This is a genomic window from Streptomyces sp. (genome assembly GCF_035645055.1).
Taxonomy (GTDB): domain Bacteria; phylum Actinomycetota; class Actinomycetes; order Streptomycetales; family Streptomycetaceae; genus Streptomyces.
Genome location: NZ_DASQNH010000055.1, coordinates 16,665 through 32,362 on the forward strand (window position 1 = coordinate 16,665; position 15,698 = coordinate 32,362).

Here is a 15,698-nt window from a genome sequence, read left to right on the forward strand (position 1 = left end):
ACCGCAGACGGTGGGCGGTGCTGGCCGTCGTCCTCGCCGTGGCCGCCACGGCCGCCGTGGTGCTGTGGCCGCGCACGCAGACGGTCCGGGTCACGGCGTACTTCCCGCGCACGGTCGGCATCTATCCCGGCTCCGACGTCCGGGTGCTGGGCGTGCGGATCGGGGAGGTCGTGGAGATCGAGCCGCAGGGGCGGCGGGTGCGGGTGGTGCTGGAGTACGACGCCGGGCGCCGGGTGCCGGCCGGCGCGCAGGCGGCGATCATCAACTCCTCGGTGGTCAGCGACCGTTATGTGCAGCTGCTGCCGGTGTACCGCAAGGGCCCGGTACTGCGGGACGGGGACGTGATCCCCGAGTCGCGCACGGCCGTCCCGGTCGAGCTGGACCGGGTCTTCGACAGCCTGCACACCACCGCGGAGGCGCTCGGTCCCGACGGTGCGAACAAGGAGGGCTCGCTGGCCCGGCTGCTCGGGGTGAGCGCCGACACCCTGGAGGGCCAGGGCGAGGACATCCACCGGACGGTCGAGGACCTGTCGCTGGCGGTCACCACCCTCTCCGACGGCCGCGGCGACCTGTTCGGCACCGTGCGCAACCTCCAGGTGTTCACCGCGGCGCTGGCCGCCGACGACAAGAGCGTGCGGACGTTCAACAGCACGCTCGCCAAGGTCGCCGAGCAACTGGCCGGAGAGCGCGAGGACCTGGCGCTGGCGCTGAAGCACCTGGGCACGGCGCTCGGGGACGTGGCGGACTTCGTGAAGAACAACAAGAAGTCGCTGACCGCGAACGTGAAGGGCCTCAGCAAGGTGACCCGGGTGCTGGTCACCCAGCGCGCCGCCCTGGAGGAGCTGCTGGAGGTCGCCCCGACGGGCCTGTCGAACCTGCAGAACGCCTACAACGCCTCCTCGGGCACCCTCGACACCCGCAACAACCCCGACCACCCGCAGGATCCGGCCGCGCTGCTGTGCTCCATCCTGCGCACGACCGGGGAGAAGGGCACCGACTGCACCGACCTCAAGCGGCTGTTCGACTCCCTGCCCGAGCTGCCCGAGCTGCCCGCCGCCCCGGCCGCGACCGGCCCGGCCGACCGCACGCTGGGCGGAATCCTGGAGGCCGACGCATGAGCGCGGGACGTACGCGCAGGGCCGCCGTCTGGACGGCGGCCGGTTCGCTGCTGCTGTCCGGGTGCGAGGTCAACGGCTGGTACGACGTGCCGCTGCCCGGCGGCGCCGCCGCGGACGGGAACGCCTACCGGATCACCGTCGAGTTCCGGGACGTCCTCGACCTGGTGCCGCAGTCCGCCGTGAAGGTCGACCACGTCACCGTGGGCGCCGTCGAGAAGGTCGAACTGGCCGGCTGGCACGCCCGGGTGCGGCTGCGCATCGACGACTCGGTGAAGCTGCCCGGCAACGCGGTCGCCGAACTGCGGCAGACCAGCATGCTCGGCGAGAAGTACGTGGCGCTGTCCGCCCCCGTGGACACCGCGCCGGCCGGCAAGCTCCGCGACGGCGACCGGATCCCGCTGGCCCGCAGCGGCCGCAACCCGGAGATCGAGGAGGTGCTGTCCGCCCTGTCCGCGCTGCTCAACGGCGGCGGGGTGGCCCAGCTCAAGACGATCACCGTGGAACTGAACAAGGCCCTGGACGGGCGGGAGACCCGGGTCAAGTCGCTGCTGACGGAGCTGAACACCTTCATCGGCGGACTCGACGAGCAGCGTGAGGACATCGTCCGCGCGCTGAGAGGCATCGACCGCCTCGCCAAGCGGCTCGGCAACGAGAAGAAGACCATCGCCCGCGCCGTCGACACCCTGCCGCCCGCCCTGAAGGTCCTCGCCGACCAGCGGCGCGACCTGACGAAGATGCTCACGGCGCTGTCCCGGCTCGGCAAGACCGGCACCAGGGTGGTACGGGCCTCGCACGCGGACACGGTCGCCAACCTCAAGGCGCTCCGCCCGATCCTGGCCCAGCTCAACAAGGCGGGCGCCGACCTGCCCAACTCGCTGGAGCTGCTGACCACGTACCCGTTCCCCCGCAACGCCGTGGACGCGATCAAGGGCGACTACGTCAACCTGAAGGTCACCGCCGATCTCGATCTGTCGAGCCTGTACGGCAACGTCACCGACGCACCGGACGAGGGCGGAGCCCCTCCGCAGGGCCCCGGGCTGCCGGACCCACCGGACCTGCCGGAGCCGCCCGGGCTGCCGGACGTACCCGGCGTACCCGATGTACCGGAGGTGCCCGGCGTACCGGGCGTGCCGTCGCCCGCTCCCCTGCCGGACACGCCCGGCGACGGCGGCCCGCTGTGCCCGCCCGTCTGCACCGGCACCGCGGTCTCCCACGGGTCCGGCGCCCCCGCCGGCTACGACCGCGCCCTCGCCGAGCTCCTGCTGAAGGGGATACTCCCGTGATCACACGCACGGTCAAGGCCCAGCTGCTCGCCTTCGCCACCCTGACCGCGGTGGGCGTGTCCTACGTCGGCGCCGAGTACACCGGCCTGGTGGACGCGGTGCTCGACCGCGGGTACACCGTGCGGGCCGACTTCGCCGACTCCGGCGGCATCTTCACCGGCGCCGAGGTCACCTATCGCGGGGTGCCGGTGGGCCGGGTGGGCGCTCTGAGGCTGACCGGGGACACCGGGGTGTCGGTGGCCCTGGAGATCGAGGACGGGGCGCCGCGCATCCCGGCGGACACCCTGGCCGTCGTGGGGAACCGTTCGGCCGTCGGCGAGCAGTACGTCGACCTTCAGCCGCGCCGCCCGGGCGGGCCGTATCTGCGGGACGGCGGCACCATCCCGCGCGCCCGGACCCGGGTGCCGCTGCCCACCACGGATCTGGTGGTGAGCCTGGACCGGCTGGTGAACTCGGTCGGCAAGGAGGATCTGCGGATCACCGTGGAGGAGTTGGGCGAGGCGTTCGCCGGCACCGGCCCGCATCTGAGCCGGCTGGTGGACTCGGGCAACGCGCTGGTCGAGTCGGCGTCCGAGGCACTGCCGGAGACGATCCAGCTGATCGAGGACTCGCGGACGGTCCTCAAGACCCAGGCCGACCAGGGCTCGGCGATCGCGTCCTTCTCCCGCGATCTGGCCGCGCTGACCGCGCAGTTGAAGGCCAGCGACGGCGATCTGCGCAAGCTGATCGACACCGCCGCCCCGGCCGCGCAGCAGGTCGACTCACTGCTGAAGTCGACCGGGCCACGGCTCTCGGTGCTGCTCGCGAACCTGATCAGCGGCGGTCAGGTCACCCTGGCCCGGCTGCCCGGGGTGGAGCAGGCGCTGGTCACCTTCCCGGTGGTGGTCTCCGGCAGCTACACGGTCATTCCGGGCGACGGCACCACCCACTTCGGCATGGTGGTCAACGCCGACGACCCGCCGCCGTGCACCCGCGGCTACGACACCCGTCGCCGTGACCCGGCGGACACCGGCACCCGCCCGGCCAACACCGGGGCGCACTGCGCGGAGCCGCGCGGCAGCGAGACCTCGGTGCGGGGCGCGCAGAACGCCCCGGGCGCGCACCGGGCCCACGACACGCAGTACGTCTCGGCGTACGACCCGCAGACCGGTCTCGCCCAGGGGCCGGACGGAAGGCCCGTCGAGATCGGCTCGGCGGGCGGCCAGCAGGCCGTGTTCGGAAAGGAGTCCTGGCAATGGCTGCTCGTCGGACCCATGGCGTGAGGCGGCGCGTGCGCGCGCTGCTCGACAGCGCGGCGGCGCTCGCCGCGGCGGCGGTCCTCACGACCGCGACGGCCGTCTGGCTGAGCGTGCAGGTGTACGAACAGCGGCAGACGGAGCAGCGGCGACAGGACATCCTGGCCGCGGCCCGCCAGTCGGCGCTGAACTTCACCTCGCTCGACTACCGGCACTACGACCGCGACAGCGGCGCCGTGCTGAAGGGCGCCACCGGCGACTTCAGGGAGCAGTTCGCCGCGCAGACCGAGCAGCTGACCCGGCTGGTGGCGCAGAACAAGTCGGTGTCGAAGGGGCAGGTCCTGGAAGCGGGCATCGTCCGCGCCGACGAGCGCTCGGCGCGGGTGCTGGTGGTCGCGGACAGCGAGGTCACCAATGTCGCCGTGCCGAGGGGCGAGGCCCGCACGTACCGGCTGCAGCTCGACCTCGTCCTGGAGAAGGGCCGCTGGCTGACGTCCGACGTGGAGTTCGTCGGATGAGCCGGCCCGTACCACCCGTGAGGAGAACGACCGTGGCACACCCGACGACCAAGGGCCGTGGCCCCGCCACGCCCGCCCGGCGCACCCTGACCGCGGCGGTCCGCGCGGCGGCCAAGCGGACGGAACGGACGGAACGGACGGAACGGGAGCAGCGGCCGGAGGAGGAGCCGCGGCGGGCGGAGACACAGCGGCCGGCGAAGGAACGGCGGCCGGCGGGGAAGCCGGGGCGGGTGAAGGGCAAGCCGCCGGCGGAGGACCAGCCGCCGCTGAAGGACCGGTCGGGCAAGACGCCGCGCTCCGGGCGTACCGTCGTCGTCGAGGCGCCGGACGGCTGGGACGACCCGCCGGAGCCCCGGCCCGACGACGAGGAGATCGTCCTCCCGGCGCGCGGGCGCAGGCTGGGCACCCTGTCCCTCACCGTGCTCCTGCTGGCGGCTCTGGTCGCGGCGGGCGTCCTCGGGTGGCAGTACCGGCAGGGACAGGTCATCGAGCAGGCGCGCGCGGAGGCTCTGGCGGCGGCGCGGAAGGCCGCGCCGGTCGTGCTGTCGTACGACCACCGGCGTCTGGAGCGCGACTTCGCCCGTGCCCGCGCCCATCTGACCGGGGGGTTCCGGGCGGAGTACGGCCGGACGACGAAGGCGGTCGTGGGGCCGACGGCCGCGAAGTACAAGGGCGTGGTGAAGGCGACGGTCGTGCAGCCGCCGGGCGGCGGCGCCCCGGCGGCCTCCGTGGTGTCGGCCGCGCCGGACCGGGTCGTGGTGCTGCTCTTCGTCAACCAGGTCACCGAGAGCACCCAGGTCACGGGGTCCCGCGTGGACCTGAACCGGGTGCGGATGACGATGGGCCGGACCGGCACCGGCTGGAAGGTGAGCGCCGTCGACGCGCTCTGACCTGCACCCCTGAAGAGCCCTCGCGCGGATGAGCGCGGGGGCTCTTTTTGCGTGTCCGGCTCTTGACAGCCCTCCCCGACGACAGGCAGTCTTCCCCATGTATTCCATTAAGCAGAAATCAACTTCCGCTATGCGAAATAGCTGGCGGAGCAGCAAGCCAGGAAGGGAGCGCGGCCCCGATGGGATTCGCAGACCAGCGCTTCAACGTCAACCTGTCGATCCTCTTCACGGAACTCCCGCTCCCGGAGCGCCCCGCGGCCGCCGCCGCGGCCGGCTTCACGGCGGTCGAGCTGTGGTGGCCCTGGATCGACTCCCCCACCCCCGAGCAGTCCGAGCTGGACGCGCTGAAGAAGGCGATCGAGGACGCGGGCGTACAGCTCACCGGCCTCAACTTCTACGCCGGCCAGCTCCCGGGCCCGGACCGCGGCGCCCTGTCGGTCCCGGGCGAGGAGTCGGAGAGGTTCCGCGCCAACATCGACGTGGCCGCCGGCTTCGCCGCCTCCCTCGGCTGCAAGGCGCTCAACGCGCTCTACGGCAACCGCGTGGAGGGCGTCGACCCGGCCGAGCAGGACGCGCTGGCCCTGGAGAACCTGACGCTCGCGGCCCGCGCCGCCGACCGGATCGGCGCGATCCTGCTGATCGAGGCGCTGAACCAGCCGGAGTCGCCGCTGTACCCGCTGGTGAGCGCGCCCGCCGCGGTCGGCGTCGTCGACAAGGTCAACGAGGCGACGGGGCTCGGCAACGCCAGGTTCCTGATGGACCTGTACCACCTGTCGATGAACGGCGAGGACCTGCCGCAGGTGATCGCCGCGTACGCCGACAAGACCGGCCACGTGCAGATCGCCGACAACCCCGGCCGCGGCGCCCCCGGCACCGGCACCCTCCCGCTGGAGGAGCTGCTCGACCAGCTGCGGAAGGCCGGTTACGACGGCTGGGTCGGCCTGGAGTACAAGCCGGGCGACCGCCCCAGCGCGGAGGCCTTCGACTGGCTGCCCGCCGAGGCCCGCGCCGCCCGCTGACCACTTTGCACTGAAAGAGGCACCCTCATGAGCAACGACCTTTCCGCTTCTTCCCGCCCGACCCGCCCGGCGATCGCCTGGATCGGCCTCGGCATCATGGGCTCCCCCATGTCGGAGAACCTGATCAAGGCGGGTTACAGCGTCACCGGCTACACCCTGGAGAAGGAGAAGCTGGACCGCCTGGCCGCCGCGGGCGGCACCGCCGCCGGCTCGATCGCCGAGGCCGTCCGCGACGCCGACGTGGTCATCACGATGGTGCCCGCCTCCCCGCAGGTCGAGGCGATCGCCTACGGCCCGGACGGCATCCTGGAGAACGCCAAGTCCGGCGCTCTGCTGATCGACATGTCCTCGATCACCCCGCAGACCTCGGTCGACCTGGCGAAGAACGCCGAGAAGAAGGGCATCCGCGTCCTCGACGCCCCCGTCTCCGGCGGCGAGGCCGGTGCCATCGAGGCCGTGCTGTCCATCATGGTCGGCGGCGAGCAGGCCGACTTCGACTACGCCAAGCCGATCCTCGAGGCGCTCGGCAAGACCATCGTGCTGTGCGGCTCGCACGGCTCCGGCCAGACGGTGAAGGCCGCCAACCAGCTCATCGTCGCGGTGAACATCCAGGCGTGCGCCGAGGCCGTGGTCTTCCTGGAGAAGTCGGGCGTGGACCTGAAGGCAGCGCTGGACGTCCTCAACGGCGGCCTCGCCGGCTCGACCGTGCTGACGCGGAAGAAGGACAACTTCCTCCATCGCGACTTCAAGCCGGGCTTCCGCATCGACCTGCACCACAAGGACATGGGCATCGTCACCGACGCCGCCCGCAACGTCGGCGCCGCCCTGCCGGTCGGTGCCGTGGTCGCCCAGCTGGTCGCCTCGCTGCGCGCCCAGGGCGACGGCGGCCTGGACCACTCGGCCCTGCTGCGGGCCGTCGAGCGCCTGTCGGGCGCCCAGGTCTGACCCGGCACCACACAGACCCCGGGCGGCGCCGTCGCTGACACCTGTCCTGTCGCGCCCAGGCGGCGGCGCCGTCCGGAATCCAACTTCAACAAACTGTTGACGCCCAGATCGGCCCACTTCTAGGCTCCACAAAGCGGAAATAGTTTTTCGCTGCCCCTCGTACGGAAGGTCCACGATGTCGAAGCGCGTGCTCACCACCGAGTCCGGCGCCCCGGTCGCCGACAACCAGAACTCCGCCTCCGCCGGCGTCGGCGGCCCGCTCCTGATCCAGGACCAGCAGCTCCTGGAGAAGCTGGCGCGCTTCAACCGGGAGCGCATCCCGGAGCGTGTGGTGCACGCCCGCGGCTCCGGCGCCCACGGCTACTTCGAGGTGACCGACGACGTCACCGGCTACACCCACGCCGACTTCCTGAAGAGCATCGGCAAGCGCACCGAGGTGTTCGTGCGCTTCTCCACCGTGGCCGACTCGCTCGGCGGCGCGGACGCGGTGCGCGACCCGCGCGGCTTCGCGGTGAAGTTCTACACCGAGGAGGGCAACTACGACCTCGTCGGCAACAACACCCCGGTGTTCTTCATCAAGGACCCGATCAAGTTCCCCGACTTCATCCACTCGCAGAAGCGCGACCCGTTCACCGGCAAGCAGGAGCCGGACAACGTCTGGGACTTCTGGGCCCACTCCCCCGAGGCCACCCACCAGGTGACCTGGCTGATGGGCGACCGCGGCATCCCGGCGTCGTACCGCCACATGAACGGCTACGGCTCGCACACCTACCAGTGGACGAACGAGCAGGGCGAGGCCTTTTTCGTCAAGTACCACTTCAAGACGAACCAGGGCATCCGCTGCCTGTCCACCGAGCAGGCCCAGGAGATCGCGGGCAAGGACGCCAACTCGCACCAGACGGACCTGCTCCAGGCGATCGAGCGGGGCGTGAACCCGTCCTGGACGCTGTACGTGCAGATCATGCCGGCGGCCGAGGCGGCGGACTACCGCTTCAACCCGTTCGACCTGACCAAGGTGTGGCCGCACAAGGACTACCCGCTCCAGCGCGTGGGCCGCCTGGTGCTGGACCGCAACCCGGACAACGTCTTCGCCGAGGTCGAGCAGGCCGCGTTCTCCCCCAACAACTTCGTGCCCGGCATCGGCCCGTCCCCGGACAAGATGCTCCAGGGCCGGCTGTTCGCCTACGCCGACGCGCAGCGCTACCGCCTGGGCGTCAACCACACCCTGCTCCCGGTGAACGCGCCGAAGGCGACCGAGGCGAACAACTACGGCCGGGACGGCTTCATGGCCCTCAACGGCCAGGGCCGCCACGCCAAGAACTACGAGCCGAACTCCTACGACAGCCCGGCCGAGACCGGCCGCCCGCTGTCGGCCCCGCTCGCGGTGAACGGCCACACCGGCACCCACGTGGCGCCGCTGCACACCAAGGACGACGACTTCTTCCAGGCGGGCGAGCTGTACCGCCTGATGAGCGCGGACGAGAAGTCCCGGCTCGTCGCCAACATCGCCGGCGGCCTCTCCCAGGTCTCCCGCGACGACGTGATCGAGAAGAACCTGGCCCACTTCCACGCCGCCGACCCGGAGTACGGCAAGCGCGTCGAGGAAGCGGTCCGCGCCCTGCGCGAGGACTGAGACTCCCTGTCCGCGCCCGGCCGCCGGACGGCCCGGATGAGGGGTGGCCGTCCGGCACGGGCGGGCGTGGACAGGGTGCGGACCGCGGCGCGTGCGAGCCAGTGCGGTGGTGAAGGTCCGGAGATCCCCTTCTCGACCAGAGGGAAGGGTTCTTCCGGCTCCGTCGCATCGCCGCGGTCCCGGCATCACCCCGGACGAGCGCCGGGTGCGGACGGTCCCGCACCCGGCGCTCACCCGTGCCCGGCGCCCTCCCAGCGCCCGCCGGGGTGCGGATCGCGGCGGCCCGCAGCAGCCTGAAGTCATGGCACACGCATCGCACCATCCGCACGTCGTCGTCCATCCGCCCGCCCTGGACGGTTCGCGCCGGGTCACCGAGGGCGACGAGACGCTGGGCATCGCCACGCACGCCGACGACGTGGGCGAGATCCTGCGGCTGGCCGACCTGTACGTCACGGACGTGGCGGAGAGCGACCTCATCGAGTGGCAGGGCGGCGGGCCCGACGACTGGCCGGGGCTGTCGGAGCACCACGAGGCCTGAGCGGCCGTACATCAGCGGTCGTACGGCCGCTACGGCATGCTCAAATCAACCTCTGAACCCGCCCCGGGAGGCGTCAACGGCCCCCGGGAGCGGGCACAGTGCTGTCACGGGGCCCGCCGGCACGGGGGCGGCGGGCCCCGCACGGGGGTGAGTGCCATGAGCGACGGTACGGCGGCCCTGGCGCCGCACGAGATCGCACTGCTGCGGGGCGGTCCGCGCGCCGCCGTCACCGTCGCCGTGGTGGCCCTGCATCTACGGGGTGTGCTGGAACCCGCCCGGCCGGGCACGCTCTGGGCCGCTGCGGAGGCCGGGGCGAACGGCCTGGAGGACGCCGTCGTCCGCGCCCTTCGGCGGCCCACCCGGTTCCGCCGCCTGATGCGCGATCCCGAGGTCCGCCTGGCCGTGGCCGAGATGCGCATCCCGCTCGCGGAGGCCGGGCTGCTGCGCTGGCCGTTCCTCGGGCCGACGCGGGGCGCCCGGCGGGACGTGGCGGACCTGCGGGCCCGGCACCGGCTGCCCGCCGGCCGGCGCGGGCTGACCGACGACGACAAGCTGCTCGCCGTGGCCCTGTACGGCGATGCGGCCCTGCGGGCGCTCGTGCCGCGGTTCGCCTTCCGGTCGGGCCTGCTGCCCCGGGCCGAGGTGGCCGACGTCAGGGGCACGAGCCCTTCGTGGGGTTACGGGGGCGGGGCGCCCCTGTGCGGGGGCGGGGACGGCGGCGGCTCCGACTGAGCCCGCGCGCGGGCACGCGAAAGGGCGGCCCACCCCCCGGACGGGCCGCCCTCACCGCCGTATGCGTCAGACCTTCAGCGTCCTGATCGACGTGGGGGCGTGACCGGGCTCGGTCGCGATCTCCTCGAACTCCACGACGTTGCCGATGTCGTTGGTGCCGGACATGGAGATGTTGGTGACGCGCTCCAGGATCGCCTCGACGACGACCGGCACCTGGAACTCGGCGGCCAGCTTCTTCGCCTGCTCGAAGGCGGCGGCCAGCTCGCTCGGGTCGGTCACCCGGATCGCCTTGCAGCCCAGGCCCTCGGCCACCTTCACGTGGTCGACACCGTAGACGCCCAGCTCGGGCGAGTTGATGTTCTCGAACTCCAGCTTGACCTGGAAGTCGATGTCGAACGCCCGCTGCGCCTGGCGGATCAGGCCGAGGTAGGAGTTGTTGACCAGGACGTGGACGTACGGGATCTTGTGCTGCGCGCCGACCGCCAGCTCCTCCAGCATGAACTGGAAGTCGTAGTCACCGGAGAGGGCGACGACCTGCGCCTCCGGGTCGGCCTTGGCGACGCCGAGCGCGGCCGGAATGGTCCAGCCGAGCGGGCCTGCCTGGCCGCAGTTGATCCAGTGGCGTGGCCGGTAGACGTGCAGCATCTGGGCGCCGGCGATCTGGGAGAGGCCGATGGTGGAGACGTACCGGGTCTCCGGGCCGAAGGCCTTGTTCATCTCCTCGTAGACGCGCTGCGGCTTGATCGGCACGTTGTCGAAGTGGGTGCGGCGCAGCAGGGTCGCCTTGCGCTCCTGCGCGGACGCGGCCCAGGCGGAGCGGTCGGGCAGCTTGCCCGCGGCCTTCAGCTCCTTGGCGACCTCGACGAACAGCTCCAGGGCGGCCTTGGCGTCGGAGGCGATGCCGTAGTCCGGGGCGAAGATCTTGCCGATCTGGGTGGGCTCGACGTCGACGTGCACGAACTTCCGGCCGGCGGTGTAGACGTCGAGCTTGCCGGTGTGGCGGTTGGCCCAGCGGTTGCCGATGCCGAGGACGAAGTCGGACTCCAGGAAGGTCGCGTTGCCGTAGCGGTGCGAGGTCTGCAGGCCGACCATGCCGGCGTTCAGGTCGTGGTCGTCGGGGATGACGCCCCAGCCCATGAGGGTCGGCACGACCGGAGTGCCCGTCAGTTCGGCGAACTCCACCAGGAGTCCGGCCGCGTCGGCGTTGATGACACCGCCGCCCGCGACGATCAGCGGGCGCTCGGCGGAGTTGAGCATGCCGATCGCCTTCTCGATCTGGGCGCGGGACGCGGCGGGCTTGTAGACCGGCAGCGGCTCGTAGGTCTCCGGGTCGAACTCGATCTCGGTGAGCTGGACGTCGATCGGCAGGTCGATGAGGACCGGGCCGGGACGGCCGGAGCGCATCAGGTGGAAGGCCTGCTGGAAGACGCCGGGGACCTGTGCGGCCTCCAGGACGGTCACCGCCATCTTGGTGACCGGCTTGGCGATCGAGGCGATGTCGACGGCCTGGAAGTCCTCCTTGTGGATCACCGCGGTCGGGGCCTGGCCGGTGATGCACAGGATCGGGATGGAGTCGCCGGTCGCCGAGTACAGACCGGTGATCATGTCGGTGCCGGCCGGGCCCGAGGTGCCGACGCAGACGCCGATGTTGCCGGGGTGGGTGCGGGTGTAGCCCTCCGCCATGTGGGAGGCGCCCTCGACATGGCGGGCGAGGGTGTGCGCGATGCCACCGGAGGCCTTGAGCGCCGCGTAGAAGGGGTTGATCGCCGCGCCGGGCACACCGAACGCGTCGGTGACACCCTCGCGCTTGAGGATCTCGACTGCCGCGCGGGCAGCGGTCATACGAGCCATGGGAACTCCTGCTTCGGCTGTCGGATACGCACTCCCGTCGCGCCCCCGCGGTGAGCACCTTCCGGATGTCCGGTGTCGCTGTCTTCGTTACTTCCGACGTTTTCCACATTACGGAAAACAATTTCTACTATCTGGAAGCAATGTAAGGGGAGTGGTGAAAGCCGTCAAGGGACGTCCGCACCAGACGTGCCGATCAACGGGCGATCGGGGACCCGCCGGAGGATGCCGAGGGCATGCCCGAGAGCGTGTCGGTGCGCTGCCCGGTCCGCCGGTGCGCCCATCCGTTCGCCGCGCCCGTCCATCCGTGCGCCTGCGGCGCGCCCGTCGCCCCGCCCCTCGAACCGCACGCACCGGCCACCTCGTCACCCACCGCTCCTGGGACGAGGAGTGGGTGAGCGTGCGCCGCGCCGCCTGCGACCGCCCCGCCCCGTGGCCGCGGGCACAGGGGAGCGCCGGCCCCCGCGGATGCGGGAGCCGGCGCCGTCGTTGCCGGTGTTACGGGTTGACGCAGGTGACCGAGCCGACCGGCAGGTTGTTGCCGGTCGAGGTGGCGGTGAAGCCGAACGTCACGGTGCCGTCCGGCGGGATGGTGCGGTTGTGATCGGCGTTCCTGACCGTCACCGTGCCGTCCGAGCCGGTACTGAGCGTGCCGTTCCAGACCTGGTTGATCCTGGTTCCGGAACCCGGCTGCCAGCGCACGGCCCAGCCGTCACGCGCCGTGGTGTTGTGGTTCATCACCTCGACGGAACCCTGGAAGCCGCCGTTCCAGTAGTTCGTGATCTTGTAGAGGGCCATGCACCCGGTGTGCGGGTCGGTCGGGGTCGGCGTGGGCGTCGGGGTCGGGGTCGGGGTGGGGGTCGGCGTCGGGGCCGGGGTGCTCCCCGAGCCGCGGATGCCGGTCACCTCGCCGTTGCCGCCGTCGAAGACGATGTCGGAGCAGGAGAAGAAGTTCTCCTGGCTGTCCGACCGCACCCACTGGATGAACATCATCGCGTCACCCGAGCGGCCCGAGGGCAGCTTCAGGTCCCAGTAGTAGTGGCCGGACTCCGAGCCCACCGAACCCGACTGCGGCGGGTTGGTGACCGTCTGGATCAGCTCCAGGTCGCCCCAGCCCAGCGGCTTGGTGGGCGCGTAGCCGGGCTTGGAGATGTACACCCGGAAGTCGCCCGGGTGCGCCGCCCAGTTGCTGTGCTTGATACGGATCGTCGCCCCGGAGGTCAGGTGCGTCCGGGGCCAGTCCGCGCGGGCCGCGTTGTAGCCGGTGAAGTTGTACGGGGAGCGGTCGCCGGCGCTGCACAGCTTGCCGTCCGGGACGTAGCCCGGGCCGCGTCCGCCCGCGTTGGAGTCGAGCACGGCGAACCAGTTGTACAGCGCCGTCGCACCGCTCTCGGCGAGCGCGGCCTTGCACGCGGGGTTCGTCGGGTCCAGGGCGCCGGTGCTGGTCCTGGCGTCCAGCCAGCAGAGGTAGGTCCGCGAGCCGGGCGTCATCGTCACGCCGTGCGCCTGCGCGCTGCCCTGGCCGATCAGGGCCAGGCCGAGCCCGCTGAGCAGGGTGGCGAGCACCGCCAGTAAGGACAGCGATCGTCTGTTGCTTCGAGCCATCGTCTCTCCTGTGATGGGTGGGGTGGTGTGGGTCTCCTCGGGGGTCTTCGGGCCGGTCAGACCGGCGGGGCGCCCCACGCCAGGCCGCCGCCCAGGTAGGCGGGGATCCTGGGGGCGTCGGTGTAGGCGGTGGAGGCGGCGCGGCTGTAGTCGCCGGCCTCGTCGAACGCGGACCAGTCGGACTTGCTCATCCGCAGCTGGATGTCGCCGGTGTCCTTCCCGGCGGCCAGGGAGCCGGTCTTGAAGGAGACCTCCAGGTAGGCGTCCGCGCCCGCGACCGGGGTGCTCAGCGGCACCACCCGCAGGGTGACGTTGCCGCAGCCGACGGCCGCGTGGTCGCAGAACGCGTTCACGGTGGGCGAGCCGCCGTCGCGGGTGAAGTAGTAGCGAGCGGTGACCTTGGTCAGGTCCACGGTGGTGCTGCCGGTGTTGGCGATCCGCAGTCCGGGGCGGATGGCGTTGTCGGTGGCCGAGGCGTCGTTGTTCTTGTAGGTGACCTTCAGGCCGCCGGCCGGGTCGGGGCCGCCGCCGCCCGGCTCCGTGGTGACGCTCAGCGCGGCGGAGGCCGCGGAGACGTTCCCGGCGGCGTCGCGGGCGCGGACGGTGTAGCTGTACGCGGTGGCCGCGCTCAGCCCGGTGTCGGTGAACGTGGTCCCGGCGACCGGCGCGGTGCTGGCCTTGGTGCCGTCGCGGTACACGTCGTACCCGGTGACGCCCACGTTGTCGGTGGCCGCCGTCCAGGCCAGCGAGACGCTGGACGCGGTCTTCGCGGTGGCCCTCAGGCCGGTCGGCACGGTCGGGGCGGTGGTGTCGGTCGGGTCGGGGTCACCGCCGCCGCCGGTGGGCACGGCCGGATACGCGTTGCGCACCAGCATGGAGAACTGGTTGTGGAACCAGTGGCCGGCGAGCGGCGCGTCCGGCATCGCGCCGGTCGGGTTGCCGCCCGCGTTGGGCGCCGAGTACTCGGGGTTGCACATCGGGTCCGGACGCTTGCCCTCCTCGTTCGGGATGTCCTTGCTCGCGCCGTCCGACTCCCCCGGCGGCTTGATCCACAGGAACGCGTCGAGGTGCGAGTCCGGATAGCCGGCGGGCGTCGCCTGCGGAGGGTGCCCGAGGCCCGCGCCGTTCACGTTGCACCACAGGCCGCGGTGTACCCGGCGGTCCACCTTGGACTGGCTGACGTAGGTGTCGAGGACCGTGCTGGTGCTCTCGGCGGTGGGCCGGGCGGCGCCGCCCCAGCCGTTGCGGGAGGTGTCGACGACCATGCCGGTGGAGGCGGGCCAGCCCTGGGCGACCAGCGTGGCGTGGACGGCCTTGGTGAAGTCGGACTCGTCGAAGTTCGGGTTCCACTCGTAGTACTTGCCCGACTTGATCACGTTGCCGCCGACCGTCTTGTTCGGGTCGGTGAGGAACGGCTCGGCGAGCGGCGTGTAGTTGGAGACGTTGGTGATCAGGCCGTCGACGCTGCTCAGCCCGGCCGTGGTGCCCTTGACGACGTCCGTGTACAGCTGGGTGGTCTGGGACAGGTTGGTGTCCCAGCCGAGCCAGCCCGAGTGGGCGAAATCCATGTACGTGTACACGTTCGGGATGGCGTGCAGCTTGTTCAGGGCGTACCGGATGGCGTCGACCTGGATGCCACTGCTCTTCGCCTGGGCGCACTCCGGGTCGGAGAGGTTGGTGACCAGGTTCGGCAGGCCGTCCGGCTCGATGACCGTGGTGATGCGGATGTCCTGGTACTTCGGGTCGGCGAAGACCTTGGCGATCTCGTCGATGTACTCGCTCTTGTAGCGGGCCAGACCCGCCGGGGTGAGGGGAAGTTCACCGTTGGAGGCGAGGGCGGCGCAGTCGCGGCCCGGCAGGTCGTACACGACGAAGGTGGCGACGAGCGGCTGGCCGGGCTTCTTCTGCGCGAGCGCGAGGTCCAGGTGGTCGGCGAGGCTCTTGCGCCCCGCGTTGACCTCACCCCCGTGGATGGCCGCGATGCGGTCCAGCCACACGGCCGTCGGGTAGCTCTTGACCTTCTCCATCTTCGCCTTGAGCGTGGCGTCGGCGGTCTGGGCGATGGACCCGTCGACGAGGCGGGCGTAGTCCGGGTTGACGTAGAACGAGGCACCGGCGAACGGGTTGTCGACGTGCGCCTCCGCGGCGGACGCCTCGGGTGCGGACAACTGGGCCGCCGCGCCCAGCAGCAGTGTGCTCACCGCGGTGGCCAGGGCCGCCGTCCGCTTGCGGTGCGGCCTGCGCGGACGGGCGTCCGCGCGTCTGGTCCGGTCTGTCATGTGCTCTCCTCGGTGCGGGGGTGCGGGTGACGGGTGTGGGGACATCCGCGAGGTC

At 71.6% G+C, this 15,698-nt stretch carries 13 protein-coding genes; 10 read left to right on the forward strand and 3 right to left on the reverse strand.

Features of this window, described 5'->3' with window-relative positions; translation table 11 throughout:
• Window positions 1–20: 20 nt before the first annotated feature.
• From VE614_RS18270 to VE614_RS18315, 10 genes are all read left to right on the forward strand, one after another.
• A complete protein-coding gene (locus VE614_RS18270) occupies window positions 21–1,118 on the forward strand; it encodes an MCE family protein (RefSeq protein ID WP_324937974.1) in 1,098 nt (365 codons plus the stop codon).
• Entirely contained in the window at window positions 1,115–2,401 is a 1,287-nt protein-coding gene (locus VE614_RS18275) for an MCE family protein (protein ID WP_324937796.1), read from the forward strand. Before VE614_RS18270 ends, VE614_RS18275 begins: the two co-directional genes overlap by 4 nt.
• Window positions 2,398–3,663 (forward strand): MlaD family protein, encoded by a 1,266-nt coding sequence (locus VE614_RS18280; protein ID WP_324937798.1) that lies wholly within the window; start codon window positions 2,398–2,400, stop codon window positions 3,661–3,663. Before VE614_RS18275 ends, VE614_RS18280 begins: the two co-directional genes overlap by 4 nt.
• Window positions 3,636–4,154 (forward strand): hypothetical protein, encoded by a 519-nt coding sequence (locus tag VE614_RS18285; protein ID WP_324937800.1) that lies wholly within the window; start codon window positions 3,636–3,638, stop codon window positions 4,152–4,154. The genes VE614_RS18280 and VE614_RS18285 overlap by 28 nt, the downstream gene beginning before the upstream one ends.
• A gap of 32 nt (window positions 4,155–4,186) precedes the next feature.
• Window positions 4,187–5,044 carry a hypothetical protein gene (locus VE614_RS18290; protein ID WP_324937802.1) on the forward strand — a complete coding sequence of 286 codons (858 nt, stop codon included), beginning with the start codon at window positions 4,187–4,189 and terminating at the stop codon, window positions 5,042–5,044.
• Window positions 5,045–5,223: 179 nt separating this feature from the next.
• Window positions 5,224–6,063 (forward strand): TIM barrel protein, encoded by an 840-nt coding sequence (locus VE614_RS18295; RefSeq protein WP_324937804.1) that lies wholly within the window; start codon window positions 5,224–5,226, stop codon window positions 6,061–6,063.
• A 27-nt stretch (window positions 6,064–6,090) separates the two neighbouring features.
• The gene (locus VE614_RS18300) at window positions 6,091–7,008 is read left to right on the forward strand and encodes a 2-hydroxy-3-oxopropionate reductase (RefSeq protein WP_324937806.1); all 918 of its coding nucleotides are present in this window, start codon (window positions 6,091–6,093) and stop codon (window positions 7,006–7,008) included.
• A gap of 175 nt (window positions 7,009–7,183) precedes the next feature.
• A complete protein-coding gene (locus tag VE614_RS18305; protein ID WP_324937808.1) occupies window positions 7,184–8,641 on the forward strand; it encodes a catalase in 1,458 nt (485 codons plus the stop codon).
• 301 nt (window positions 8,642–8,942) lie between these two features.
• Window positions 8,943–9,179 (forward strand): hypothetical protein, encoded by a 237-nt coding sequence (locus VE614_RS18310; protein ID WP_324937810.1) that lies wholly within the window; start codon window positions 8,943–8,945, stop codon window positions 9,177–9,179.
• 156 nt (window positions 9,180–9,335) lie between these two features.
• Entirely contained in the window at window positions 9,336–9,911 is a 576-nt protein-coding gene (locus VE614_RS18315) for a TIGR04222 domain-containing membrane protein (protein WP_324937812.1), read from the forward strand.
• Between the two features lie 66 nt (window positions 9,912–9,977).
• Here VE614_RS18315 and gcl read toward each other — a convergent pair whose 3' ends face one another.
• From gcl to VE614_RS18330, 3 genes are all read right to left on the reverse strand, one after another.
• Complete coding sequence (gcl, locus tag VE614_RS18320; RefSeq protein WP_324937814.1) at window positions 9,978–11,762, reverse strand: glyoxylate carboligase; 1,785 nt, start codon at window positions 11,760–11,762, stop codon at window positions 9,978–9,980.
• Window positions 11,763–12,257: 495 nt separating this feature from the next.
• Window positions 12,258–13,364 carry a lytic polysaccharide monooxygenase gene (locus VE614_RS18325; RefSeq protein ID WP_324937816.1) on the reverse strand — a complete coding sequence of 369 codons (1,107 nt, stop codon included), beginning with the start codon at window positions 13,362–13,364 and terminating at the stop codon, window positions 12,258–12,260.
• Between the two features lie 56 nt (window positions 13,365–13,420).
• The gene (locus tag VE614_RS18330) at window positions 13,421–15,643 is read right to left on the reverse strand and encodes a glycoside hydrolase family 6 protein (protein ID WP_324937818.1); all 2,223 of its coding nucleotides are present in this window, start codon (window positions 15,641–15,643) and stop codon (window positions 13,421–13,423) included.
• Between the last annotated feature and the right edge of the window lie 55 nt (window positions 15,644–15,698).